This window comes from Streptomyces sp. NPDC031418 (assembly GCF_055581605.1).
This window is the reverse complement of the sequence record NZ_JBVIJC010000022.1, coordinates 32,021-56,384: the sequence shown is the minus strand read 5'-3', so window position 1 is coordinate 56,384 and position 24,364 is coordinate 32,021. Positions and strand designations below refer to the sequence as shown.

The 24,364-nt window shown below is 73.8% G+C and carries 18 protein-coding genes and 1 pseudogene; 9 read left to right on the top strand and 10 right to left on the bottom strand.

Annotation, left to right across the window (positions count from 1 at the left end; all coding sequences use genetic code 11):
• Positions 1–30: 30 nt before the first annotated feature.
• The 6 genes and pseudogenes from ACZ5CZ_RS29275 to ACZ5CZ_RS29250 form a co-directional block, all read right to left on the bottom strand.
• Positions 31–1,542, bottom strand: a complete 1,512-nt coding sequence (locus ACZ5CZ_RS29275; RefSeq protein WP_468947279.1) for a glycoside hydrolase family 43 protein — start codon at positions 1,540–1,542, stop codon at positions 31–33.
• Between the two features lie 47 nt (positions 1,543–1,589).
• Positions 1,590–3,575: a beta-galactosidase gene (locus ACZ5CZ_RS29270; RefSeq protein WP_468947372.1), complete on the bottom strand. Its 1,986-nt coding sequence runs from the start codon at positions 3,573–3,575 to the stop codon at positions 1,590–1,592.
• Positions 3,576–3,786: 211 nt separating this feature from the next.
• A pseudogene (locus ACZ5CZ_RS29265) lies at positions 3,787–4,080 on the bottom strand (ABC transporter permease subunit); the annotation flags it as partial.
• Positions 4,081–4,443: 363 nt separating this feature from the next.
• A complete protein-coding gene (locus ACZ5CZ_RS29260) occupies positions 4,444–4,620 on the bottom strand; it encodes a hypothetical protein (RefSeq protein ID WP_468947277.1) in 177 nt (58 codons plus the stop codon).
• Positions 4,617–5,933: an ABC transporter substrate-binding protein gene (locus tag ACZ5CZ_RS29255; protein ID WP_468947275.1), complete on the bottom strand. Its 1,317-nt coding sequence runs from the start codon at positions 5,931–5,933 to the stop codon at positions 4,617–4,619. Before ACZ5CZ_RS29255 ends, ACZ5CZ_RS29260 begins: the two co-directional genes overlap by 4 nt.
• 212 nt (positions 5,934–6,145) lie before the next feature.
• Positions 6,146–8,479: a heavy metal translocating P-type ATPase gene (locus ACZ5CZ_RS29250; RefSeq protein WP_468947274.1), complete on the bottom strand. Its 2,334-nt coding sequence runs from the start codon at positions 8,477–8,479 to the stop codon at positions 6,146–6,148.
• A 362-nt stretch (positions 8,480–8,841) separates the two neighbouring features.
• On the opposite strand from ACZ5CZ_RS29250, the gene ACZ5CZ_RS29245 reads away from it, so the two are divergent.
• Positions 8,842–11,424 (top strand): hypothetical protein, encoded by a 2,583-nt coding sequence (locus ACZ5CZ_RS29245; RefSeq protein ID WP_468947272.1) that lies wholly within the window; start codon positions 8,842–8,844, stop codon positions 11,422–11,424.
• 31 nt (positions 11,425–11,455) lie between these two features.
• Here the strand turns inward: ACZ5CZ_RS29245 and ACZ5CZ_RS29240 are convergent, their stop codons facing one another.
• Positions 11,456–12,034: a TetR/AcrR family transcriptional regulator gene (locus ACZ5CZ_RS29240; RefSeq protein ID WP_385841289.1), complete on the bottom strand. Its 579-nt coding sequence runs from the start codon at positions 12,032–12,034 to the stop codon at positions 11,456–11,458.
• A 259-nt stretch (positions 12,035–12,293) separates the two neighbouring features.
• Between ACZ5CZ_RS29240 and ACZ5CZ_RS29235 the strand changes: the two genes are divergently transcribed.
• From ACZ5CZ_RS29235 to ACZ5CZ_RS29215, 5 genes are all read left to right on the top strand, one after another.
• Positions 12,294–12,875, top strand: a complete 582-nt coding sequence (locus ACZ5CZ_RS29235; protein WP_450786496.1) for a (2Fe-2S)-binding protein — start codon at positions 12,294–12,296, stop codon at positions 12,873–12,875.
• Positions 12,872–13,864 carry an FAD binding domain-containing protein gene (locus ACZ5CZ_RS29230; protein ID WP_385841286.1) on the top strand — a complete coding sequence of 331 codons (993 nt, stop codon included), beginning with the start codon at positions 12,872–12,874 and terminating at the stop codon, positions 13,862–13,864. Before ACZ5CZ_RS29235 ends, ACZ5CZ_RS29230 begins: the two co-directional genes overlap by 4 nt.
• Positions 13,861–15,996 (top strand): xanthine dehydrogenase family protein molybdopterin-binding subunit, encoded by a 2,136-nt coding sequence (locus ACZ5CZ_RS29225; RefSeq protein ID WP_385841285.1) that lies wholly within the window; start codon positions 13,861–13,863, stop codon positions 15,994–15,996. Before ACZ5CZ_RS29230 ends, ACZ5CZ_RS29225 begins: the two co-directional genes overlap by 4 nt.
• Positions 15,989–17,131 carry an XdhC family protein gene (locus ACZ5CZ_RS29220; protein WP_468947270.1) on the top strand — a complete coding sequence of 381 codons (1,143 nt, stop codon included), beginning with the start codon at positions 15,989–15,991 and terminating at the stop codon, positions 17,129–17,131. The genes ACZ5CZ_RS29225 and ACZ5CZ_RS29220 overlap by 8 nt, the downstream gene beginning before the upstream one ends.
• 95 nt (positions 17,132–17,226) lie before the next feature.
• Positions 17,227–18,318, top strand: coding sequence for a CapA family protein (locus ACZ5CZ_RS29215; protein WP_468947370.1), 1,092 nt, complete (start codon positions 17,227–17,229; stop codon positions 18,316–18,318).
• A 19-nt stretch (positions 18,319–18,337) separates the two neighbouring features.
• On the opposite strand, the gene ACZ5CZ_RS29210 is transcribed toward ACZ5CZ_RS29215, so the two are convergent.
• Positions 18,338–19,081: a PP2C family protein-serine/threonine phosphatase gene (locus tag ACZ5CZ_RS29210; protein ID WP_468947268.1), complete on the bottom strand. Its 744-nt coding sequence runs from the start codon at positions 19,079–19,081 to the stop codon at positions 18,338–18,340.
• A 221-nt stretch (positions 19,082–19,302) separates the two neighbouring features.
• On the opposite strand from ACZ5CZ_RS29210, the gene ACZ5CZ_RS29205 reads away from it, so the two are divergent.
• Positions 19,303–20,211: a TolB family protein gene (locus ACZ5CZ_RS29205; protein ID WP_385841278.1), complete on the top strand. Its 909-nt coding sequence runs from the start codon at positions 19,303–19,305 to the stop codon at positions 20,209–20,211.
• Positions 20,212–20,258: 47 nt separating this feature from the next.
• On the opposite strand, the gene ACZ5CZ_RS29200 is transcribed toward ACZ5CZ_RS29205, so the two are convergent.
• The gene (locus ACZ5CZ_RS29200) at positions 20,259–20,822 is read right to left on the bottom strand and encodes a hypothetical protein (RefSeq protein WP_468947266.1); all 564 of its coding nucleotides are present in this window, start codon (positions 20,820–20,822) and stop codon (positions 20,259–20,261) included.
• 89 nt (positions 20,823–20,911) lie between these two features.
• Complete coding sequence (locus ACZ5CZ_RS29195) at positions 20,912–21,712, bottom strand: maleylpyruvate isomerase family mycothiol-dependent enzyme (protein ID WP_468947264.1); 801 nt, start codon at positions 21,710–21,712, stop codon at positions 20,912–20,914.
• Between the two features lie 255 nt (positions 21,713–21,967).
• Here ACZ5CZ_RS29195 and ACZ5CZ_RS29190 point away from each other — a divergent pair, with 255 nt between their 5' ends.
• Positions 21,968–23,686 (top strand): sigma-70 family RNA polymerase sigma factor, encoded by a 1,719-nt coding sequence (locus tag ACZ5CZ_RS29190; protein WP_468947263.1) that lies wholly within the window; start codon positions 21,968–21,970, stop codon positions 23,684–23,686.
• Positions 23,687–24,027: 341 nt separating this feature from the next.
• The gene (locus ACZ5CZ_RS29185; protein WP_385841273.1) at positions 24,028–24,240 is read left to right on the top strand and encodes a hypothetical protein; all 213 of its coding nucleotides are present in this window, start codon (positions 24,028–24,030) and stop codon (positions 24,238–24,240) included.
• Positions 24,241–24,364: the final 124 nt, after the last annotated feature.

Below are 24,364 nucleotides of genomic sequence, written 5' to 3'. Positions count from 1 at the left end.
GGCGTGGTGCGCCGCGCGGCCGGGAGGAGGTCAGCCGTCGAGCGGCTCGTAGTCGAACCAGTCGAAGTGGACGGTGTTCTCGGTGGCGTACATGCCGATGACGCGGCCGGTGAAGCCGCCGGCGACCTCGGTCGACAGATAGCGGCCGTCGAGCGAGGCGAGGGCGGTGAACGTGCCGTCGGGCTGTTCGACGCCGAGGGTGACGACATCCGGCCCGGTGCACGGTCCGACCGGTGGCGTCGGATCACTGACGGTGATGCCGAGAACCACCGGTCCGGTGGGGGCGGGCTGCGCGGCCACGACCGTGCGCAGCGGGCCGATGCGCGCGACCACCCGCACCTCGGCGCCGGCCACCTCGATCGCGTAGTGGTGCTGCTCGTCGAGCCGGACGGCGAGACCGCCGCTGCCCTCCGCCGCGTCCACCAGGACCCGGGCCCGGCACGACGGGTGCTGCTGGCGCCGGCCGAGGAAGACGACGTCGGGCTCGTCCAGGGAACCGCCCCGCGCGCGGAGCGTCAGCCACCCCGGGCGCTCCTTGGTGGTGCAGTGCTCCGCCGGGCGGTCCCGCAGGGAGATCCACGAGGGACCCGGTTCGGCCAGGTCGAAGTCCTCCCGCGGCGCCTCGGCCGGGCCGGGGACGAGGGGCCAGGGCAGCGTGGCCGGGTCCGGGGCCACCGGGCCGACGACCGGCCAGCCGTCCTCCCAGGTCACCGGCGCCAGGAAGGTCTCCCGGCCGAGCACGTGCCAGCCGGGGGTGCCGCCGCGCGGCCGCACCCCGAGCAGGACCATCCACCAGGAGCCGTCGGGGCCCTGGACCAGATCGGCGTGCCCGGTGTTCTGCACGGGGTGGTCGGTGCCGCGGTGGGTGAGGACCGGGTTGTCCGGGCAGGGCTCGAACGGGCCGTTGGGCGTCCGGCCGCGGGCGACCGACACACCGTGGCAGCGTTCGGTGCCGCCCTCGGCGATGAGGAGGTACCAGTACCCGCCGATCCGGTACAGGTGCGGAGCCTCCGGTGCCTTGGCGCCTGGTGTGCCGGACCAGATCTTCCGCGGCTCCCCGTAGGTCTGTCCGGTGGACGGGTCGAGCCGGATCTGCGACACCCCGGCGACGGTGCACCAGCAGGTGCCGTCCTCGTCCCACGCCAGGTCGGGATCGATACCGGGCACGCCCGGTGCCCATACGGGGTCCGACCAGGGCCCGGCCGGGTCGGTGGCCGTCACGACCAGATTGCCGCCGCCCTCCCGGACGGTGGTGACGATCAGCCAGAAGCGGCCGTCGTGGTGGCGCAGGGTGGGAGCGTAGATGCCGCGCGAGGACGGCATCGAGGCAGGCAGCCGCAGCTGCTCCGGCCGGTCCAGTACGTTGCCGATCTGGGTCCAGTGCACCAGGTCACGGCTGTGGAACAGGGGTACACCGGGGAAGTACTCGAAGCTGGAGCAGGCGAGGTAGTAATCCTCGCCCACCCGGCAGATGCTGGGGTCGGGATGGAAGCCGGGGATGACGGGGGCGGCCGCGTGGGCGGCCCGGTGCTGGTCTGGCACCCTGGGGGTCCTTTCGTCAGGTGGTCGGCCGGAAGGGCGGTGACGGGTCATTGCCCGCGCAGCACCGCGCAGCCGCCGGGCGGCAGTTCACCGGCCGTCGTGCCGGTGAGCAGGTCGTGGGCGGGGGCGTGCAGCGGGACGGCGGCGGGGGTGTGGTTGATCAGGACGTGCCAGTGGCGGCCGTCGGCGGCGTGCCGGGTGACGGCCTCGACACCGGCCGGCAGCTCCGGGTAGTCCGGCTGGACGTCGGCCTCCTTCAGCAGTCGGCCGACCAGGGCGCCGTAGTCGCCGTCGTCCAGGCGGGTGGAGAGATACCAGCCCTGCCCGGTGCCGAGGCGGTGCCGGGTGAGCGCCGGGCGGCCGGTGAGCATGCCGTGGGTGTAGGCGGCGAGGGTCTCGGCGCCCTCGGTGTGCAGGGACTCGCTCCAGACCGTGCCGTGCGAGCCGTCGGAGAGGGTGATCCGCTCGCCGGCCCGCAGCGGCCGGTACTCCTCGACCCGGATGCCCAGCGCCTCCCGCAGCGGTGCGGCGGGGTATCCGCCGAGGCGGGCGTGCACGCGGGCGTCGACGTATCCGCTCGCGTGCTGGACGAGCAGCGTCCCACCGCCTTCGACATACCGGCGCAGGTTCTCGGCGCCCTGGTCGGACATCAGGAACAGGGCCGGCGCGACGACGAGCCGGTAGCGGCTCAACTCGTGCTCGGGATGGGCGAAGTCGACCGTGATGCCCGCGTCCCACAGCGCCCGGTGCGCGGCGGCGAGCGACGCGTGGTAGTCGAGGCCGGGGGAGGGCAGGCCGTCCGTGCTCAGCGCCCACCAGGCGTCCGCGTCGTGCAGGACGGCCACCGGGGCGGTGACCGTCGACCCCGCCAGCTCCCCGAGCCGGGCGACCGCCTCGCCGGTCTGTGTGACCTCGCGGAAGATCCGGCTGTCAGGCCCCGCGTGCGGGACCATCGCGGAGTGCCACGTCTCGGCACCGGCCCGGGACTGCCGCCACTGGAAGAACAGGGCGCCCTCCGAACCGCGGGCGATATGGCCGAGGGTGTGGCGCAGGATCTCCCCGGGCTCCTTGGCGAGGGTCCGGTCGCGGTCGTAGACGGTACTGGTGCCCTGCTCCATCAGCAGCCAGGGGCCGCCGCCCGCCAGGGAGCGGGTGCGGTCGGCGTGGCAGGCGGCGTCGGCGGCGGCGTCCAGACCGGGAGCGCCCGGATACTGGTCGGACGTGACCACGTCGAGTTCACCGGCGAAGGCCCACAGGTCCACGTTCTGGTAGCCGGGCAGCATCAGGTTGGTCGTCACCGGCCGGTCGCTCTGCGCGCGGATCGTGTCCCGCTGCTCGCGGAAGGCGGCGATGATCTCGTCCGACCAGAAGCGGCGGAAGTCCACGCTCTGCCCGGGGTTCTTGTGCCACTGGGTCGCACGCGGCGGCAGCACCTGCTCCCAGGAGGAGTAGCGCTGGCTCCAGAAGGCCGTGCCCCAGGCCTCGTTGAGGGCGTCCAGCGAGCCGTGGCGGGCGCGCAGCCACACCCGGAAGGCGGCGGCGGTGTGATCGCAGTGGCAGAGCGTGCCGTACTCGTTGTGCACGTGCCACAACGCCAGGGCGGGGTGGTCGCCGTAGCGTTCGGCCAGGGCGGAGGCGATCCGCCGGGCCGCACTGCGGTAGGCGGGCGCGGCGAGGCAGTAGGTGTCGCGGCTGCCGTGGGTGAGGCGGGTGCCGTCGGGGGTGACCGGCAGTGCGTCGGGGTGGGCCAGGGTGAACCAGGGCGGCGGGGAGGCGGTCGGGGTGGCGAGGTCGACGGCGACGCCGTTCGCGTGCAGGCGCTCGATATGGGCGTCGAGCCGGTCGAAGTCGTAGCGGCCCTCCTCGGGTTCGAGCAGGGCCCAGGAGAAGACGCCCACCGTGGCCAGGTTGACCCGGGCCCGGCGCATCAGCTCGTCGTCCTCCCGCCACACCGCCTCGTCCCACTGCTCGGGGTTGTAGTCCCCGCCGAAGGCGAGTCCGCCCAGGCGGTCGGTGATGCCGTGTGTCCTCATGGCAGTTCCTCGGGTGAGTAGTGGCCAGCCCTTGACGGCGCCGGTGAGCACTCCGGTCCTGAAGTGCTTCTGGACGAAGGGGTAGACGATCAGCAGCGGTACGAGGGTCAGCACCACCACCGCCATCTGGAGGGACAGCGGAGCGGTCTGAGAAGGAGTTCCAGTAGCCGACGCCGTAGAAGAGGGCGATCACGGCGGTCACGGCGCGGGAGGTCGGCAGGACGATCGACCACAGGATGCGCCACTCGCCGACGCCGTCCGTGCGCGCCGTGTCGATCAGCTCGGCGGAGGTCCCGGCGTAGGAGGAGCGCAGCACGAGGATGTTGAAGACCGAGACCGCTCCGGGCAGGATCAGCGCCCACCACCGGCCGTAGCCGCCGAGGCCGGAGACGACGAGGAAGGTCGGGATCAGGCCGCCGTTGACGAACATCGTGATGATGAGCAGGACGAGCAGCCAGCGGTGGCCGAAGGAGCGGGGGCGGGACAGACCGTAGGCGCACAGCACGGAGACCACCGGCGAGACGGCCGTGCCGACGGCGGTGATGCCGAGACTGACCAGCAGGGCGGTGCGCAGGGTCGGGTCGCCGAGCGTCTCCCGGTAGGCCTGGGTGCTCAGCCCGTCCGGCCAGATCACCAGGCCGCGGGCCCGGTTGATGGCGCCCGAGCTGGACAGACTGGTCAGGACGATGATCCACAGCGGGACGAGGACGAGGGCCACGACCACGCCGAGGGTGACTCCCCTGGCGGCCTGCCCCACCGGGGTCGGCGGTTCCTCCCAGGGGGGAGCGCCCCGCGCGTGCCGTGCTCCGGGCGGCGGCCTGTGCCGTGCCGGCCCTTCCGCGGGTGCGGCCGAGCGTGGATGCGTTGGTCATTTCCGGTACAACCCGTCCTCGCCGAGCCGTTCCCCGCTGCCGGCCTTCCAGCTCGCGATGGCGCTCTGGACGTCCTTCACCTTCTTCTTGACGTGGTAGCAGTCCTTGATGACGTCCTGGACGGACTGCGCGGCGCTGGCCTGGGCGATCTGCTGCGGCATGCTGATGTTCATGTTCCGGAACACCGGCTTGTACAGGCGCTTGACGTTGGCCGCCTGCCACGCGGCGTAGTCCTTGGTGACGATGTCGGCACCCCGTTCCTCACCGTGTAGTGGACGCCCTCGACCCCGAAGTCGACCATCGTGTACTCGCGGGAGCCGTACGGCGCGGCCGGGTAGTCGGTGACGGCCGGCAGCTCCTCGATCTGCTGCGGCTTCAGCCGCGCGTTGAGCGCGCCCCGCCGGTAGTTCCTGTCCGCGGCCCGGCCGGACTCGAAGTCGGCCACCGACCACGCGCCCGTTCCGCCGCCCGAGAAGAGCACCTTGCCCGAGTAGAAACGGGTGGCACCGCCGGCGGTGTTGCCGGCGACGGCGTCGGGGTGCACACAGCCGGCGACGGCCACCCGGTAGTGCCGGTCCAGGGCTTCCAGGAACTGGGGCAGTTCGAGGGCGTGGACGAGCTTGCCGTCCTCGATCTTCCACTGCGGGGGCACGGCCCAGGAGGGGAAGAGGTAGGTCCACAGGTCGTCGAAGGCCCACACACCGCGCCTGGCGTCGGTCAGCTCCTTGCCCAGACGCATCAGATCGTCCGCGGAGGTGACCTGGTCGGCCGTGATGCCCTTCGGCGCCAGGATGTCCTGCCGGTAGAACACCGTGCCGGGGACCACGAACCTGCTGGACGAGCAGGGTATGCCGAACAGCTTGTCGCCCCAGGCCCCGGCCTGCCAGGCGCTGGTCGGCAGCGCGGCGAGATGGGGGTACTTCCTGATCCTGTCGCCGGACAGGTAGGGCGTGAGGTCCGCGAGCTGCGTCCCGGCCGGCTCACCGACGTTGAAGTTGTTGTTCCACCAGGACGGCAGCTGGATCCGGTCGGGCAACCGCTGTGCCGCCGTCATCGTCGGGACGATCGTGTCGTAGTGGTTGCCGTCCGCGGGCCGCACGGTCAGCTGCACGCCGAGCGCCTTGTTCATCGCCCGGTAGAAGGAGTTGCCTGGCGTCGGCACGGTGCCCCACAGCGGGGTGACGGCGCTGTAGCTGCCGCCCTTGCCCGGGGTGCCGGAGACCGTGGCGACCTGCGCGGACGGGTAGTGCTGGAACGCGGGGTCGGTCACCGCGCCGTCGCTGCCCGCCACCGAGGCGATGTCCGGCTTCACGGGCGTGCGCGGCACATACGCGGGCAGCGCCGCTTTCAGGCCCGCCTTGGTGTGGGTGCCGGTGCGCTGCGCGCCGCCACCCCCGCAGGCGGAGAGCAGGGGGCTCAGCGTGGCGGCTCCCGCGACCGAGGCTGCTGCGCGGATCAGGCTTCTGCGGTTCCACTCGTGCGGCATGGAGGGGCCCCTTCCCACAGAAGTGTCGAAGCGCTTCACCTGGCAGGCGAAGATAGTGGGGAAGTTTCGCGCGAAACAAGACTCGTGCAGCGGTGAAAGTTTCCATCTGCCTGAGATGCGGCCCCTCATTGAAGGTCTGAGAGACATTCGATCAGCGTCGATGCGCTTCGACACCCAGGGACATCATCGGCGCCGCCCGGGCCGGGCCGCTGTCACGGAGCGAGGGAGAAGTAGTTCTCTTCCTCCTGCGTGAAGTGCAGCCGCAGCACGGTGTTCAGGCCGTAGAGGCAGGAGCGCAGATCGTCGAGCTGCCCCGGGGACAGGCCGCCGGCGGAGCGGGCCAGTTGGAGATGGGTGGCGATGCGCCGGGAGAGGCGTTCGATCTCGGTGTGGGCGCGGCTCATCGTGGCGGTCGCCTCGGGGCCGCCCAGCGCCGGCGCCAGGGCCGGGTACAGCTCGTTCTCCTCGGCGTGCTCATGGGGCAGCAGCCGCTCGGTGAGCAGCCGGTACGTCTCCTCGACCGCCGCCAGGGCCTGGTCGCCGGGCGCGTCGGACAGGCGGTCGGCCGCATCCCGTACGGCCTCCAGGACGTCCTGGAGGTCGTCGTGCTCGGCGGCGAAGCGGTGGACGAGTGCCTCGGCCTCGGGGGACAGGGCGGGACGCGCGGCCGGGCCGAGCCGCAGGGCGCGCAGGGCGTTGAGGATCACCGCGACGTCGATGCCCTCCTGGAGCAGGGCACCGGCCGCGGGCGGAAGCAGCCCCACGGCGGCCACGCCCATCGCGGCCAGCGACATCAGCATGCCACCGAGCGCACTCTGCACGGCGATGCGCCGGGCGCGCTGGGCGATCGCGACGGCGTCGGCGAGCCGGTCGACGCGGTCCGTGGTGAGCACGATGTCGGCGGCCTCGGAGGAGGCGGTGGAGCCTCTGGCGCCCATGGCGACGCCGACGTCGGCGGCGGCGAGCGCAGGGGCGTCGTTGACGCCGTCGCCGACCATCACGGTGACCGCCCGCTCGCGCTCGGCCCGTACGGCGGCGACCTTGTCGGCCGGGCCCAGCTCGGCGTGCACGCCGTCCAGACCGAGGACCGCGGCGACCTCACGGGCGGGTGCGGAGCGGTCGCCGGTGAGCATCAGCAGCCGGTCGAAACCGGCCGCGCGCAGATGGCGCAGGGTGCGCGGGGCGTCGGACCGCGGCGGGTCGCGCAGCAGCAGCGCCCCGGCCGGCCGGTCGTCGACGGTGAGCCAGGCGACGGCCGCGCCGTCCAGCAGGGCCCGGTTCTCGGCCGCCCTGGCCCAGGGCGGCCGGTCGGCGCCGGGGTCGACGCGGCCGACGAAGATCCGCTGGCCGGCCACGGTGCCGGTGGCGCCCCGGCCCGGCTCCTCCGTGACGTCGGACGGGATCGTCAGCGTGAGTCCGCGGCTGCGGGCTGTGTCGACGATGGCCTGGGCGAGGACATGGGGCGAGTACTGGTCGAGCGAGGCCGCCAGGCGCAGCACCTCGGCGGCGGTGAAGCCGGGCGCGGCGGTCACGTCGAGCACCCGCGGACGTCCGCGGGTGAGGGTGCCGGTCTTGTCGAGGAGAAGGGTGCGGGCGCGGCCGAGCCGCTCCAGGGCCCCGCCGTCCCGGATGACGACGCCGAGGCGGGAGGCGCGGGACAGGCCGGAGACGATCGCGACCGGGGCGGCCAGCAGCAGCGGGCAGGGGGTCGCGACCACCAGGACGGCGACCGCGCGCACGGCGGAGCCGCTGACCAGCCAGGCGAGCGCGGCGACGGCGAGGGACAGGGGCAGGAACCAGGCCGCGTACCGGTCGGCCAGCCGGACCACCGGCGCCGACTCGGCTCCGGCCTGCCGGGCCAGCCGTACGATGCCGGCGTAGGTGCTGTCCTCCTCGGTGGTGGTGGCCCGCAGTTCGAAGGCGGCACCGGCGTTGACCACACCACTGCGCACCCGCTCGTCCAGGGGCCGCTCGACCTGGACGGACTCGCCGGTCAGCACCGACTCGTCGAGGACGGCGGCGGCACTCGCCACCCGGCCGTCGACCGGGACCACCTCCCCGGGACCGACGACGAGCAGATCACCGGCGGCGATCTCCGCCAGGGGCACCGTTGCGACGCCTGCCGCCGTGCGGCGGCGCGCCGTGCGGGGCGCGTGCTCCAGCAAGGCGCGCAGATCGTGCGAGGCCCGCCGCTGCGCGGCCGACTCCAGGGTGCGGCCGGTGGCGAGCATCAGCGCGATCAGCGCACCGGCCAGGTACTCATGGACGGCCAGGGTGCCGACGAGCGCGAGTACGGCGATGAGGTCCACGCCGGCATGCCCCTGCCGCAGGGCGGCCAGGACCCATCCCGCCGCGGGGACCACGGCGGACAGCGTGCCCAGCCCCCAGAGCAGGTCGGCGAGGCCGCCCGCACCGGTGAGCCAGGCGAGGCCGCCGGCGGCCAGCGCCGCCGTGGTCACGGCCAGCAGGACGGGTTCGAGCCGGGGCACCCCGACCGCTGCGCTCAGGCGGCGAAGTCGTGCGGTGCGGGTGGGATGGTCGTCCATGCCGTACCTCGCTCGGGCGGCCGGCCCTCGCTCAGGCCGGTCCTTTCCATCACAGCGCGCCCTGCGCGCCCAGGGCAGGGGACGTCCGGCCCTGCTCGCGGGCCGGCCGGACGGGACGCGCGGGCCGGACGAGGGCGACGCCGAGCGCGGGCCGCGGTGTCGGGCCGGCGCCGCCACCAGGGCGGCCGGCTCCCAGGGGTCCGGCGGTCGCCTTGCGTGGGCGGAGGGGGGTGAGAGGCTGGAGGGGTCGGTGATTCTCGTGGGACCGAGGCGGCAGTATGTTCCCCCGACACAGCAGGCGCAACAGGGCGGACCGGTCCTCGCTTCCGTATGTGCACCGGGCTCGATGGGTCGCGGCCGCGGTGGTTCTGGGGCTTCTGGCCCTGGCCGCCCTGTACCGGATCGGGGGAGGGAAGCCGGTCTGGGAGCCCAAGACCGTGCTGTCCCATGTCCTCGGGGGCACGGGCATCGTGATCGCGGGCGGCAACGACGCGGCCACCTGGGGAATCCGGTGCGGCTGGCTGACACTGCTGCTCGTGGGGCTGTGGGCGCTGCGGCGGGCGATGCTCGCCCACTCCGCCTACAAGCCCGGACCGGTCGATGTCCAGGCGTTCTCCGCGGACCTCCCGCAGGGCAGCCCCGTGCCGCCGGTGACGGCTCTGACGGTCCGGTTCCGGAAGGAGTTGTCGGAGACGGAGCTGTACGCGCCGACCAACCTGCCCGCCGAGACCCCCGCCGAGAACTTCCTCGACCTGCTCGGTGATGTCAACCTCGACCCGGCCAACCTGCCGACGAGCCTGTTCCGGCTGTTCAGCCACATCCGTCCGCGGATCGCGTACCGGGTGAGCGGAGTGCTCACCACGCGCGACAAGAGCCCGGGGTGCGGCGTCACCGTCACCCTGACCTCCTACGCCTGGAGGGGGAGCAAGGCCGAGACGCTCTGGGGCGAGAGCTGGGACGAGGTCACCCGGACCGCCGCGTACTGGGTGGTCGCCGCCCTGCTGCCCGTCACCCGGGGCTGCCGCAGGGCCCCCTGGCGTGACTGGCGGGGACGGGATCTGCCGTACCAGCTGTTCGCGGCCTACCAGGAGGCGCGGCGCCTCAGCCGCCGGCGGGACTTCGACGGAGCGCTCGACCAGTACTACAAGGCGGTCCAGTACGACCCGTCCAATGTGCATCTGCGCAACCAGATCGGAGCCACCCAGGAGAAACTGGGCCTGTATCTGGACGCCTTGGAGACGTACTACGGAGCCATCGCCATCGGAGGGCAGGGCAGCGAGCGCGATGCCCGCCGGCTCTGGACCTGGCCATGGCACCCGCGGCGGTTCGCCCACCTGTACTTCCTGTGGGGACAGCCCGGCGCCCTGCAAGCGCGCTACCGGTTCGCCGTCGTCCTCGGCACCGCCGAGCAGACCGCCCGGCAGTGGTGCAAGACCGACCCGCTGCCGCACGCCCGGGCCCTGATCAGGCAACGGATACGCCAGTCGCTGGCGCCCGCCTTCGCGCGCCGGTACGCGGTGCTGGCCGAGGACCTGCTGCCGCCGGGTGTCGCCGGGGCCAGGCCATGGCTCCAGGGGCTGCTGGAGCAGACCCGATCGGTCGGCCCGCACGGGGAACAGCTGGTGGCCTTCGTCCTCCAGCGTGCCTCGGCCGTGGAGCTGTGCCGGCTGGCCGAGGACTATCCGCTCGTGCACGTGCTGCGCCGGTTCCGGCAGGACGACACCTCCCTCACCAGGTCGGCCATGAAGGTGAACCGGGATGTGTGGGGGCCGCTGCGACTGGCTCGGGTGTGGGCGGTGGTCCACGGCGCGCAGCCCCTCGTCGACATGCTGCCGGAACGGTCGGCGCTGCGTTGGCGCCGTGGTGTGCTGCGGGCGGCCGTACGGATGAAGCACTGGACCGTGGTCGCGTCGCCGGACTTCGGGCAGCTGAGAAGGGCCGTCCGCCGGGCCAAGGGCCACGGGTTCCGGGAGTGGGAGGGCTGCTACAACGCCGCTTGCGCCTACGCGGTCGCTCTGCGCGACGCCGAGGACGAGGCGCTCAGATCGGCCCTGGTGGACGCCGCGTGCCATGAGCTGAAGGAAGCGGCCCGCAGGGCGGAGAGCGGGTATGCGAGGATCCGGCGCTCGTGGCTGCTCTTCGACGACCCGGATCTGGATGCGCTGCGCAGAACGCCGGACTTCGTGCGCTTCGGGCGGGAGGTGTTCCCGCACCAGTGGCTCGACATCCCCGCCGACGACGGCGTGCCGGCGCCCCCGGGGACGGTTCCCGCCGCACCGACCGACGTCGAGATGACGGCGTACGACCGCGACCTGCTGAAGGAACTGGCTGCGGTGATGGAACGCGTCTGGCACCACCGGGCCGCGCGTGCGCTGACGGACGTGCACACGGTGGAGGAGTGGTTCGTGGGCGAGTGCCGGGTGTGGCGGAGCGTGGACGTGGTCTCGGCGAGCCAGGCACGCAGCTGGCCGTCCCGGACCAGACTCGTACGAGACGTGCTGCGGGCGGCCGACGAGGAGCTGAGAGGGCGTACCGAACTCGTCACCACCGTCCCCGAGTTCGACGAGGTCATCGCCGGTGCGACCGAACGGGCCGGGGTGGAGGGGACGGATCCCGAGCGGGTCCGGAAGCATGTGTGGGGCCTGCCCGAGCACCTCGACACGGAACTCGGGCTGCTCCACAGCCTGGTCACCGCGGACAACCACCGGTCACCGATCAACCGCAGCACCGCGTTCCTCCAGGAGCTGGAGGCCGATGACGCCTCCGGACGCCAGGCGCTGCCCATGGGCACCCTGGCCCCGGTCTGCGACCGGTACGCGGCGCTGTGGCACGCGTTCGGTTCCCTCTTCTCGGCGCTGGGCGACCTCGCCGACGAACCCAACGGCTTCGACGGCTTCGACGAGGCACTGTGCCGCCTGGTGCCCCGGGAGCCGTTCGTCCGGTGAGACCGGCCGCCGGACCGGCCGGCACCGGCGCTCACCCGCCCCGCGTGCCCGTCCGCAGTCCGTCCATGACCAGGTCGAGGAGGCGGGTGGCGCGGGGTCGCCAGTCGTCGTGCGGGCCGAGCTGCCACAGGCCCGCGATGGCGAGGAGGAAGTCGTCCGCGGTGACGCCGGGCCGGATGGTGCCGGCCTCCTCGTTGGCGCGGAGCAGGAGTTCCGCCGCGGCGGCCACCGGGGTCGGCGGGGGCTTCACCGGGCCGCCCGGGGTGCTGGTGACCTGGCGTAGTGCGTCGGCGAGGCCCGCCTTGGCCAGGGCGAACTCGGCGAGCCGGTCCATCCAGGCCCGCAGCGCCTCCTCGGGCGCCCGGGTGGCGAGCAGGTGCTCCGCGCTCTCCGCGACCTGCCGCATCTCATGGCGGTAGATCTCGAGGACGAGGGACTCGCGGTTGGGGAAGTTGCGGTAGAACGTGCCCTGCCCGACGCCCGCCTTCCGGGCGATCGCGCTCAGCGGGGCGTCCGCGCAGCGCGAGAGTTCGACGAGCGCCACCTCCAGGATGCGCTCGCGGTTGCGCTGTGCGTCCGAGCGCCGGCCCGAGTCCTTCTGCTGCGGCACCCGTCCTCCTCATGGGATTCTTCCAAACCCCGGCCTTGCTAAACGGACATCTGTCCGTTACTTTTCCAAGTGACCGGACAGCTGTCCGGTTGACTCCACCATAGCCGCGGACAGGGGAGGACGACAGACGCCGGTGCGTCACCGTCCAGGCCCACGGCGTCACGCGGCCGCGCCTTCGCTTCGCACGACAGTCCACCGACAGTCCGATCCCACGGTCAGCCCAGTCCCGTCAGTTCTGGAACCGCGAAAGAAGCAGCCCATGGACTCATCGACGTCCAGTGTCATCACCTTGAAGATCAACGGCGAGAAGCACACACTGCCCGTCGACCACCGCACCACCCTGCTCGACGCGCTGCGCGAGCGCCTCGAGCTCACCGGCACCAAGAAGGGCTGCGACCAGGGGCAGTGCGGCGCCTGCACGGTCCTGCTGGACGGGCGCCGGACGGTCGCCTGTCTGCAGTTCGCCGTGGCGGCCGAGGGCCGCGAGATCACCACCGTCGAGGGCCTGGCGGACGGCGAGCAGCTGCACCCGGTCCAGCAGGCCTTCCTCGATCTCGACGGCTTCCAGTGCGGCTACTGCACCCCCGGACAGATCTGTTCGGCGATCGGCGTCATCGAGGAGCACGCGGCGGGCTGGCCGAGCGCCGTCACCGCGGACATCCGCCCCGAGGCCGGGCCGCCGGAGCTGACCGAGGAGGAGATCCGGGAGCGGATGAGCGGCAACCTGTGCCGCTGCGGCGCCTATGTCTCCATCGTCGAGGCGGTGGCCCGCGCGGCCGCGGCCCGCACGGACAAGGGCCGCGCGCACCCCGCGGCGGACGCGAAGGAGACCGTGGCATGAGGGAGTTCGAATATCAGAGGGCGTCCGATGTCGCCGGCGCCGTCGCCCTGCTCGGCGCCGACCCGGACACCCGCTTCCTCGGCGGCGGAACCAACCTCGTCGACCTGATGAAGGCCGGTGTCGAGCGCCCCGCCCGGCTCGTCGACATCCGCGAACTGCCGCTGGACCGGGTCGAGTCCACGCCCGAGGGCGGACTGCGGATCGGCGCCACCGTCACCAACGGCGACCTCGCCGCCCACCCCGAGGTGCGGCGCCGCTACCCGGCGCTCGCCCAGGCCCTGCTGGCCGGCGCCTCCGGCCAGCTGCGCAACATGGCCACGGTCGGCGGAAACCTGCTCCAGCGCACCCGCTGCGGCTACTTCACCGACGTCACCCGGCCCTGCAACAAGCGGGTGCCCGGCAGCGGTTGCCCCGCCGTCGAGGGCGAACACCACAACCACGCCGTGCTGGGCGCCTCCGCGCACTGCGTGGCCGTACACCCCTCGGACATGGCGGTGCCCCTGGCCGCCTTCGACGCCGTCGTACGGTACGAAACGGCCGACGGGCCGGGGGAGTTGCCGCTCGCCGACTTCTACCTGCCCGTCGGGGACACCCCGCACCGCGAGACCGCGCTGCCGCCCGGCGCGCTGATCACCGGGGTCACCCTGCCGCCCGCGCCGGTCGCCGCCCGCTCCCGGTACCGCAAGGTGCGCGAGCGCGCCTCCTACGCCTTCGCCATCGGTTCCGTCGCCGCCGCGCTCGACGTCCGTGACGGCGTCGTACAGGACGCGCGCCTGGCCTTCGGCGCCGTCGCCTCCCGTCCCTGGCGGGCCGTCGCGGCGGAGCGGGCCCTGATCGGTGCGCCGGCCGGCCCCGAGACCTACGCCGCCGCCGCGGACGCCGAGCTGGCGGCGGCCCGGCCGCTGCCGCACAACGGATACAAGGTGGACCTCGTGCGCAACCTCGTGGTCGCCGTCCTGTCCGAACTCGCCGAGGAGGCCGCACGATGACCACCGCCCCCGCACGGACGTCCGCGCCGGCGCCCGCCGTCGGCACCGCCCGCACCCGCGTCGAGGGGCGCGACAAGGTCACCGGAGCGGCCCGGTACGCGGGCGAGGTGCCCTTCGCCGACCTCGCCCACGGCTGGCTGGTGCTGTCCACCGTCGCCCGCGGCCGCATCCGCGCCATCGACACCGAGCCCGTCCTCGCCATGCCGGGCGTCATCGCCGTCCTGGACCACCGCAACGCCCTGCGCCTCAACACCGAGTACGCCGGCATGCTGGGGAGCCCGGACCCGACCTGCGCCGTCTTCCAGCACGACCGGGTGCCCCACCTGGGCTGGCCGGTGGCCCTCGTCGTCGCCGAAACCTCCGAGCAGGCCCGGGAGGCCGCCGAGTCGCTCGTGGTGCACTACGAACAGGAGCCCCACGACGTCGACTTCGCGGCCACGCGCCCGGACGCCTACCTGGCGGACGGCCATATGCCGGCGGTGACGGAGAAGGGCGACATCGAGGCCCAGCTGGCCGCGTCCGCCGTCGTCGTCGACGCCGAGTACACCACCCCCGAAGAGCACCACGCCATGATGGAACCCCACGCGGCCACCGCCCGCTGGGACGACGGACGGCTGGAGGTGATCGACTCCAACCAGGGCGTCACCTGGGTCTCGGTGGAACTGGTGAACCTGTTCTCGCTCGACCCGGCCGCGGTCCGGGTGCGCTCGGAACACGTCGGCGGCGGCTTCGGCAGCAAGGGCGCCCGCGCCCACCAGGTGGCCGCCGTCATGGCCGCGACCGTCCTCCAGCGGCCGGTGCGGGTGGTGCTGTCCCGGCGTCAGATGTTCTCGCTGACCGGCTACCGCAGCCCGACCGTCCAGCGCGTCCGGCTCGGCGCCGACCCGGACGGACGCCTGCGCGCCCTGGAGCACCAGGCCGTCAACGTCACCTCCACCGTGTACGAGTTCGTGGAACCGAGCGCCGGGGTGGCCCGGGTGATGTACGACGCCGACGCCCACTACACCGCCCACCGCGTCGTACGGCTCGACGTGCCGAGCCCGACGTTCATGCGCGCCCCGGGCGAGGCACCCGGGTCCTTCGCGCTGGAGGCGGCGCTCGACGAACTGGCCGAGCGGTGCGGGATCGACCCGATCGAGCTGCGACTGCGCAACGAACCCGAGGTCGGCCCGGTGTCCGGCCTGCCGTTCGCCGGCCGCAACCTGGCCGCCTGCTTCCAGGAGGGCGCCCGCAGGTTCGGCTGGGCCGACCGCGACCCGCGCCCCGGACTGCGCCGGGACGGCCGCTGGCTGCTCGGCACCGGTACCGCGGCGGCCTCCTTCATGGCGGGTGCCGGACCGTCCACCGCCTCGGCGACCGCGCACCCCGACGGCACGTTCACCGTCCGGATCGCCGCGGCCGACCTCGGCACCGGAGCCCGTACCGCGCTCACCCAGGTTGCCGCCGACGCGCTCGAGGTGGCCCCGGAGCGGGTCCGGGTGCACATCGGGGACAGCGACTTCGGCCCGGCGATGCTCGCCGGCGGCTCCATGGGCACCCGCTCCTGGGCCTGGGCCGTCAAGATCGCCGCCGGGGAACTGCGCGAACGGCTGGCGCTCGGCGCCGACCTCCCGCCGGAGGGCATCACGGTGCGCTCGGACAGCACCGAGGCCCTCGGCTCCCTCGCCCCGGCCGAACGCCACTCCTACGGGGCCCAGTTCGCCGAGGTCGCCGTGGACACCGCCACCGGCGAGGTGCGGGTACGGCGCATGCTCGGCATCTTCTCCGCCGGCCGGATCATCAACCCGCTCACCGCACGCAACCAGTTCCGCGGCGGCATGATCTGGGGCATCTCCATGGCCCTGCACGAGGAGGCGGTCCGGGACCGCGCCTCGGGCGGCCATGTCGGCCCCGATCTCGCGGGCTACCACGTGGCGACCCACGCCGACGTGCCCCGCATCGAGGCCGACTGGATCGAGGAGACGGACCCGGACGACCCGGTCGGGATCAAGGGCATCGGCGAGATCGGCACCGTCGGCGCCGCCGCGGCCGTCGCCAACGCGGTCTGGCACGCCACCGGGGTACGCCACCGCAGCCTGCCCATCCGGCCGGACCGTGTCCTGTCGGCCGCCGCCGGGACACGGGATGCTTGACCTCGCCGGGGAACTGCACGCGTGGATCGCGGAGGGCCGGGAGTTCGCCGTCGCCACCGTGCTGGCGGTCGCCGGCAGCGCGCCGCGCGGCCCGGGCGCCGCGCTCGCCGTCGACCGCGCGGGCACCGTCATCGGCTCGGTCTCCGGCGGCTGCGTGGAAGGCGCGGTGTACGACCTGTGCCGTACGGCACTGGACACCGGCGCCGCCGTCGTCGAACGGTTCGGCTACAGCGACGAGGACGCCTTCGCCGTGGGACTGACCTGCGGCGGGACGATCGACCTGCTGATCACGCCGGTGACCGCCGGGGCACCCGCGCGCACCGCCCTCGCGGCGGCCCTGGCGGCCGCCGCGGGGGGTGAGCCGGCGGCCCTCGCCCGGGTCGCCCGGGGCCCGGCCGGCCTGCTCGGCCGGGGCCTGCTGGTCCGGCCCGACGGCACCGTCGAGGGTGGCCTCGGCGGCCACCCGGAGCTGGACCGGACGGCGGCGGCCGAGGCCCGCGCCCTGCTGGAGGGGGGCCGTACCGGCACGGTGGAGCTCTGGGCCGACGGCTCGCACTGCCCCGGCGGGCTGACCCTGCTGGTCGAGTCGAACGTGCCGCCCCCGCGGATGATCGTGTTCGGCGCCGTCGACTTCGCGGCGGCGCTGGCCCGGGCCGGGAAGTTCCTCGGCTACCACGTGACGGTGTGCGACGCCCGGCCCGTCTTCGCCACCCCGGCCCGCTTCCCCGACGCCGACGAGGTCGTCGTCGACTGGCCGCACCGCTATCTGCGGCGCACCGGGACCGACGCCCGCACGGTCCTGTGCGTCCTCACCCACGACGCGAAGTTCGACGTACCGCTGCTGACGGAGGCCCTGCGCAGGCCGGCGGCGTTCATCGGCGCGATGGGCTCCCGCCGCACCCACGAGGACCGCGACCGGCGGCTGCGGGCCGAGGGCCTGACCGACGCCGAACTGGCCCGGCTGCACTCGCCGATCGGCCTCGACCTCGGTGCCCGGACCCCCGAGGAGACCGCCCTGTCGATCGTGGCGGAGATCGTCGCCACCCGGCGGGGCGGCACCGGCGTACCGCTGACCGGCTCCACCACGCCCATCCACCACGAACCCGGCGACCGGGCGCGCCCGGCGGTCGCCTGATCGCCCGCACGTCCTCTCTCTTCGGCCGAGGGAGAGTGCCCTAGCGTGGAAGGGTGCACGACGGGTTGGTCACCCTGTTCCTCGCCGGGGACGTGATGCTCGGCCGGGGAGTGGACCAGATCCTTCCGCACCCCGGTGATCCGGCGCTGCGGGAGGCGTACGTCCGCGACGCCCGGGCCTACGTCGAGCTGGCCGAGGCGGCGAACGGGCCGATTCCCCGGCCCGTCGACTTCCGCTGGCCCTGGGGCGAGGCCCTGCCGCTCCTGGACGCCGCCGCGCCCGACGTACGGGTGATCAACCTGGAGACCGCCGTCACCGCCGACGGGGACTTCGCCCCCGGCAAGGGGGTGCACTACCGGATGCACCCCGCCAACCTGCCGTGCCTGGCCGCGGTCCGCCCGGACGTCTGCGTGCTGGCCAACAACCATGTGCTGGACTTCGGCCCGCGCGGTCTGGCGGAGACGCTCGACGTCCTGGCGCGGGCGGGGCTGCGGACGGCGGGCGCGGGCCGGGACGAGACGGCCGCGCGGCGACCGGCGACCGTGCCCCTCGTTACCGGCGGACGGGTGCTGCTCTTCTCCTTCGGGATGCCCTCCAGCGGGATCCCCGGACGCTGGGCCGCCACCGGCCGGTGCGCCGGGGTCGACCTGGTCGCGGAGCCGTCGCCGGCCGCCGCGGCCGCGTTCGCCGCCCGGCTGCGCCAGGTCGGGCGGCCCGGCGACCTGGTGGTCGCCTCGGTCCACTGGGGCCCGAACTGGGGCTACGGCGTCTCCCGCGCCGAGGTCCGCTTCGCCCACGCACTGGTCGACGCCGGCGTGGACATCGTGCACGGGCACTCCTCGCACCACCCCCGCCCGCTGGAGGTGTACGGCGGCCGGCTCGTCCTGTACGGCTGCGGCGACCTCGTCGACGACTACGAGGGCATCGGCGGCTACGAGCGGTACCGGGACGACCTGCGGGTGCTCTACCTGGTCTCGGTGGCGGCGGACACCGGCCGGCTGGCCGGCCTGCGGATGGTGCCGCTGCGGGCCCGCCGGATGCGGCTGGAGCACGCCCCGCCCGAGGACACCGCCTGGCTGCGCGCCACCCTCGACCGGCACAGCCGCGCGTACGGCACCCGTGTCGAGGACGGCCCCGACGGCACGCTCACCGTCCGGCTCCTGCACGGTGCACCCCCGAGCCGCTGACGCGCTCCTGGGCCTTTCGTCACTCCGCGACGCGCACCAGGGCGAGCGTGATGTTGTCGGGCCCGCCGGCCGAGATCGCGGCCTTCCAGAGCTCGTAGGCGGCGCGTCCGTCGTCGTACTCGCGCAGCACGGCGTCCAGCATCTCGTTCGGCAACGGGTCGGTCAGGCCGTCGGTGCTGATCAGACAGCGGTCCCCGGGGCCGAGGGGAGCGGCTGTCACATGCGGGACCACCGGGCGGTACCCCCGGGTGCCGCCGAGGCACTGGGTCACCAGCGTGGTGGTACGCCGCCCGGGTGCGAGCGGGGGGCTGTCGTCCGTGCTGAGCTGGAGCACCCCGTCCGGCGGCGCGGCGAAGACCCGGCTGTCGCCCACGTTGAACACCAGCAGCGACCGGGGCAGGACGACAGCGCCCGCCACGGTCGTCCCCATCGTGGCCAGGGCGCCGCCCGCTTCCGCCGCGGCCGCGAACACCTCGCGGTTGCAGGCGTGCAGTGCCTCGCGCACGTCGTCCTCGGTGCCGAGGCGGTCCCCGGTCGCGGCGAGCCGGCGCACGACCAGCGCACTGGCCAGCTCACCGCCCGGCTGCCCGCCGAGCCCGTCGGCGACCGCGACGACGAGCGGCGTACCGAGCGGGAACACCAGCGTCTGCGGGCTCTCCGTCACGGTGGCGCACAGCGTCCACGGCCCGACCACCAGGCTGTCCTCGTTGCGCTCACGGATCAGTCCGGGGTGGCTGAGCCCGGTCACGGCGACGTACGTCATGGAGAACCACCGCCTTTCCCGCCTCGTTCTCTCCTCTGCCGGCCGGGCGTGTTACGGCCCTGTGACGCCGAACGGACCGTTCCAGGATCGGCGCCTGACAGGCTCGGCAGCGAACAGAGCGGCAGACGGTCGCGCGGCCCGCAGCGGGCCCCGGGGGACGGCGGAGCGGCTCTGGCGTTGCAGTACCGACCACCTGTAGACGTTCCTGGGGGAAATCCGTCATGACCACGCGTACCCGCACCACCGCCGCCGCCATCGCGGTGGCCGCCACCGTCACCGGCAGCGCACTGCTGGGCCTCTCCGGCGCCGCCTCGGCCGCCACCGCCACCGGCCACTCCGCCCTGACCGTCAGCAACGGCACCAAGTACGTGCTGATCGACGGCCACCGGGTGAACTTCCACGTGCCTGTCCGGGACCTCGCCTGGTCCCCGAACGGCGCCAAGGCCGCCTTCATCGACGGCTCCGGCAACCTGGACATCGCCAACCCGGACGGCAGCGGGCGGGTGGTCGTCGCCAAGAACCCGGGCAACCAGAACTGGTCCCACCCCACCTGGCAGGTGACCGCCAAGGACACCCAGAACGGCATCCCCGCCAAGGACAACCTCATCTTCGCCGCCCGCGCCAAGGACGTCTCCCGGCTGAAGTACGTCTCCGCCAAGGCCGTCCACGGCACGCCGAAGACGCTGCCCCTCGCCGGGGACCCGGAGCCGGGCGGTGCGGTGCCGCAGACCGGCAACGTCTGGCCGAACGCGGGCGGCCACTACGGCACCGCGGTGTACGCCAACGTCGACACCGGTGCCGTCTACATCCGCGACGACTACCTGCGCCAGCAGGGCGGCAAGCTCACCAAGGGCTCCCAGCCGGCCCTGTCGCCCAACGAGGAGAAGGTCGTCTTCGTGCGCTCGGTCGCCGGGCACGACCACCTCCTCGTGGAGGACTTCGAGCACAACGGCCGCATCACCGACCTCACCCCGCACGCCACCACCGACTACACCGAGCCGGCCTGGTCGCCCGACGGCAAGACCCTCGCGGCCCGCACCCCGTCGGGCACGGTGACCCTGCGCGCCGACGGCACCGGCCACCCGACCAAGGTCACCACGACGACCGGTCTGGCGGCCTACCGCCCCTGATCCCGGCGGTACCACGGGCCGGGCGGGTCAGGGCGGAGCGGTGCGGGTCACCGGTCCGTCCGGGCCAGCTCGGCCCGCAGCTCGTCCAGGTGCACATCCGCCGAGTCGTGCGGCAGGAACTCGACCACGTCGAGGAACCGGAACAGCACCTGGCTGCTGGTGATGGCGTACTCGAACTCGGCGAAGCCCACCACCGCGCCCAGGGTGCCCCGCGCGGCGCCCCGCACCACATGCGCGGTCATCTCGTCCGGCTGCTCCGCCGACAGCCCGCGCCGGGCGTTGGGCCGGGCCAGATAGGGGCACACCATCGACGCGTACAGCATGCACGCGCGGTGCCCCGGCCCCTCCAGTGTCGGCGCGAGATTGCGGTACGGCCGGTCCGCGGCCAGCGCCTCCGCGATCGCCGCGCTCTCCGCGGGGCCCACCACCCGCCACACCGGGCCCTGCGGCATGCCCCGGCCGCACACCGAGCACAGCCGCTGTGCCGCGCAGCGGGCGCTGCGCTCGTAGTCGGTCAGCGCGAACTGCGGTTCCTCCCCCTCCCACGGTGTGATCGCCGGTACCGGATACCCCCGTACGTCCCTCGGCCGGTCGGCAACCCCCGCCGGCATGGGAACACGCTCGAATCGCACAGCCCATCCCTACCAGTCCCGGCGCCCGGACACCAGCACGGGCCGGGCGCCGGGAAGCACCGGCGGGGTCAGAACGCGGTGTGGGCGAACCAGCGGTCGAGCACGGTGGTGTCCCCGGTGATCTCGTAGCCGGGCTCGCCGTACGTGCGCCGCCCGTAGAGCAGGAGCAGCAGGTCCGCAGCGGTGGCCCGTACCGTCACCGTGTGCGCTGCGGACCCGGCGGGACCGGCCTCCGGCGTCGTGAGCAGCCGGAAACCGTCGGTGTCCAGCCGTACCGGCCACTCCTCGCCGTCCGTGCTGCGGAAGGCGATGGTCTCACCGGTGCCGCGCAGCTGCGTCACCCCGGGCGCGAAGAGCCCCGCGTACGGCAGGTTGACCAGGAACTCGTCCACCCCGTCGGCCGCCAGCACGGGGTCGACGGCCGGCTCCCGGCCGACCGCGCGCTCCGCGTCCACCCGGTGCACCAGCGTCTCGAAGAGCATGCGGCGGGCCCAGAACCGCGCGTGCGGGTCCGCGCCCCACGTCCACATCGCCGCGTCCGGATCGGTGTCCCGCAGCACGTCCGCCACCTGCGGCACCCCCGCCGCCACCCACCCGGGGTACTCCTCGGCCCGCTCGGGCAGCCCCAGCTCCACGTCACGGCTGCGCGGCGGCTCCTGCACCCGCCGGGTCAGCAGCGCGCAGAACCAGCGCTGGAGCGAACCCACGTGTTGGGTGAGGTCGGCCAGCGTCCAGTCGGGGCAGCAGGGCACGGCCCGCCCGGGGTCGGCCCCCTCGACCGCCGCGGCGAAGCGCCGGGTCTCCTCCTCGATCGCCGCGCGGTAGGTGTCGTACGGCAGCGGATGTGCCGCCTTGTCCGTCGTCGTCATGGGCCGCCGTCATTCCCCTTCTCGGCAGGTACTCGGTCGCGATCAGTGTGGCTGCTGGAGTGCACTCCAAGGCAAATCGCCGCCGACCGGTGTGACGTCGCCCATTGCGGTCCGCCGCCGATGCTGTGACCCTTCGCCGCGAACGACTCGCCGAAGAAGTCGAACATCTCTCCGAGTAACTGTTATCCGCGCGCCCCTCGGCGGTCTCCCAGATATCGGACAGCACCGTTCGGCGACGAGAACAGGGAAGCTTTGATGAGTACACAGCGCACGGTGGGGCCGGCCGCACTGGTGAACGCTGCCCGGGCGGGCGACCCGGCGGCCCAGGACGCCCTGGTCAGCGCCTACCTCCCGCTGGTCTACAACATCGTGGGCCGGGCACTGAACGGCTCGGTCGACGTCGACGACGTGGTCCAGGAGACCATGCTCCGCGCCCTCGACGCGCTCGGCGACCTGCGCACCCCCGAAAGCTTCCGCTCCTGGCTCGTGGCCATCGCGATGAACCGGGTCCGGGCCCACCGGCAGGACCGGCAGTTCGCCCCGGGCGCCGTCGAGGAGGCCGCCGACCTGGCCGACCCGGGCGCCGACTTCGTAGACCTGACCATCGTCCGGCTCCAGCTGTCCGGCCAGCGCCGGGAGACCGCCGCCGCCACCCGCTGGCTGGAGCCGGACGACCAGGAGGTGCTGGCGCTGTGGTGGCTGGAGTGCGCCGGCGAACTGACCCGCGCCGAGGTCGCCACCGCCCTGGAGCTGTCGCCGCAGCACACCGCGGTCCGCGTGCAGCGGATGAAGGCACGGCTGGAGGCGGCCCGGGTGGTCGTCCGGGCGCTCGACTCCCGGCCGCTGTGTACGGAGCTGAGCGCCACCCTGGCCACCTGGGACCGGCTGCCCTCGGCGCTGTGGCGCAAGCGGATCGCCCGGCATGCCCGCGACTGCGCCCGCTGCGGCGGTCTGTGGCAGGGGCTGCTCCCCGCCGAGGGGCTGCTCGCCGGGCTGGCCCTGGTCGCGGTGTCGTCGGCGCTGCTCACCACCGTGCGGTCCGCCGCGGCGGCGACCGCCCCGGCCGCGGCCACCGCCCCGCTCCCGCCGCACCCGGCCCCGGCCGACCCGCTCGGCACCCAGGTCACCCAGGTCCTCCCCGCGGCGCAGCCCGGCCCGGGCGACACCGGCTCCGCCGCCCCGCTCGGCACCGACACCGGTGCGCCGCCCCGCCGGCCGGGGTCCCGGGGCGAGGCCCGGCGGCGCCGGCGGCTGCGGCGGCGCGCGCTGGGCGGGGCCGTGGTGGCGGCCTGTGTGGCGGGCGGCGGCCTGTGGTACGTCGGCCCCGGCTCCGCACCGCGCACCCAGGACACCGGCGCCGCGCGCACCGCGGGTGCGCCCAGTGTCGACCTCGCCGCCCCGAGCACCACCGCGGCCTCGCCGTCGGCCGACCCGTCTCCGTCACCGTCCCCGCGCCGGACGAAGAAGAAGACCACCGCCAAGAAGAGCCCCCGCCCGACGCACAGGGCCAGCACCCCCAAGCCCACGCCCACCCGGACGGCGTCCGCCGCGCCGCGTCCCTCCGCCACCCCGCGGCCGGTTCCGCCGGCCACCGGCACCGTCGCCCAGGTGATAGCCCTGGTGAACCAGGAGCGGGCGAGCGCCGGCTGCGGACCGGTCACCGAGAACGCGCTCCTGGACAAGGCCGCGCAGGGCCACTCCGACGACATGGCCGCCCGGCACTTCTTCGACCACGTCAACCCGGACGGCGCCGACCCCGGCCGGCGTATCACCGCGGCGGGGTACAACTGGTCCACCTACGGGGAGAACATCGCCCAGGGCCAGCCGACCCCGAAGGCCGTGATGGACGCCTGGATGAACAGCCCCGGCCACCGCGCCAACATCCTCAACTGCTCCTTCAAGGAGCTGGGTGTGGGCGTGCACACCGGCCCGGGCGGGCCGTGGTGGACCCAGGACTTCGGTGCCAAGCTCTGACGCCCCGCCGTACTGCTGACACTGGCGCACTGCTGACACGGGCGGACCGCTGAAACCGGTCCGCCGGACCGGCGCGGCGCGGCGACCGGCCCCCGGGGGACCGGCCGCCGCGCGGCTGTGCCCGGTGGCCCGGGATCACTTGTCCCGGAAGACCGCCTTGCTGACCTCCGCCATGGTTCCTCCAGGCGGTGAGATGGGGCTCGGTCATGTCCCCGGCGCGAGGTGCCGCGCCGGACCGGTCAGGTACCCCCGGGAGCGAAGCGGATTCATGGATTCCGTCCGGTCATGGGAGCGGCGCCGTCCGGGTACTCGGGGGCCGCACAGAGGCAGGTGAGGCCCCCATGAGCGAAGACACCCCGTCCCAGGCCGAGGGCGAGCGGGAACCGGACACCGCGACGGCCGGCCAACCGCCGCGCACCACCCCCTCCCAGGCCGAGGGGGAGGACACCGAGGAGGACGGCACCGGGCAGGCCCGGCACGGCGGCAAGCCCGGTCTCGCCCAGCATCTGCGGGAGGAGCCGAGGACACCGATCCAGGAGGAGTTCGACCGCTGACGCCATGCGCCACGACACCCGGCGCGCACCGCCGGAATGGCAGCTTGCTGCCAAACAACATGCCTGTGTCATACGGCAGTTGGCACCCTCTTGACGCTCTCCGGGCCCCCGCCTAGCGTGCAGC

Excerpts from the sequence above, each read along its gene's own strand:
- ACZ5CZ_RS29270 (WP_468947372.1), bottom strand. The coding sequence starts at position 3,575 with ATGAGGACACACGGCATCACCGACCGCCTGGGCGGACTCGCCTTCGGC.
- ACZ5CZ_RS29260 (WP_468947277.1), bottom strand. The coding sequence starts at position 4,620 with ATGAACATCAGCATGCCGCAGCAGATCGCCCAGGCCAGCGCCGCGCAG.
- ACZ5CZ_RS29255 (WP_468947275.1), bottom strand. The coding sequence starts at position 5,933 with ATGCCGCACGAGTGGAACCGCAGAAGCCTGATCCGCGCAGCAGCCTCG.
- ACZ5CZ_RS29250 (WP_468947274.1), bottom strand. The coding sequence starts at position 8,479 with ATGGACGACCATCCCACCCGCACCGCACGACTTCGCCGCCTGAGCGCA.
- ACZ5CZ_RS29235 (WP_450786496.1), top strand. The coding sequence starts at position 12,294 with ATGGACTCATCGACGTCCAGTGTCATCACCTTGAAGATCAACGGCGAG.
- ACZ5CZ_RS29230 (WP_385841286.1), top strand. The coding sequence starts at position 12,872 with ATGAGGGAGTTCGAATATCAGAGGGCGTCCGATGTCGCCGGCGCCGTC.
- ACZ5CZ_RS29225 (WP_385841285.1), top strand. The coding sequence starts at position 13,861 with ATGACCACCGCCCCCGCACGGACGTCCGCGCCGGCGCCCGCCGTCGGC.
- ACZ5CZ_RS29220 (WP_468947270.1), top strand. The coding sequence starts at position 15,989 with ATGCTTGACCTCGCCGGGGAACTGCACGCGTGGATCGCGGAGGGCCGG.
- ACZ5CZ_RS29215 (WP_468947370.1), top strand. The coding sequence starts at position 17,227 with ATGCTCGGCCGGGGAGTGGACCAGATCCTTCCGCACCCCGGTGATCCG.
- ACZ5CZ_RS29210 (WP_468947268.1), bottom strand. The coding sequence starts at position 19,081 with ATGACGTACGTCGCCGTGACCGGGCTCAGCCACCCCGGACTGATCCGT.
- ACZ5CZ_RS29205 (WP_385841278.1), top strand. The coding sequence starts at position 19,303 with ATGACCACGCGTACCCGCACCACCGCCGCCGCCATCGCGGTGGCCGCC.
- ACZ5CZ_RS29200 (WP_468947266.1), bottom strand. The coding sequence starts at position 20,822 with ATGCCGGCGGGGGTTGCCGACCGGCCGAGGGACGTACGGGGGTATCCG.
- ACZ5CZ_RS29195 (WP_468947264.1), bottom strand. The coding sequence starts at position 21,712 with ATGACGACGACGGACAAGGCGGCACATCCGCTGCCGTACGACACCTAC.
- ACZ5CZ_RS29190 (WP_468947263.1), top strand. The coding sequence starts at position 21,968 with ATGAGTACACAGCGCACGGTGGGGCCGGCCGCACTGGTGAACGCTGCC.
- ACZ5CZ_RS29185 (WP_385841273.1), top strand. The coding sequence starts at position 24,028 with ATGAGCGAAGACACCCCGTCCCAGGCCGAGGGCGAGCGGGAACCGGAC.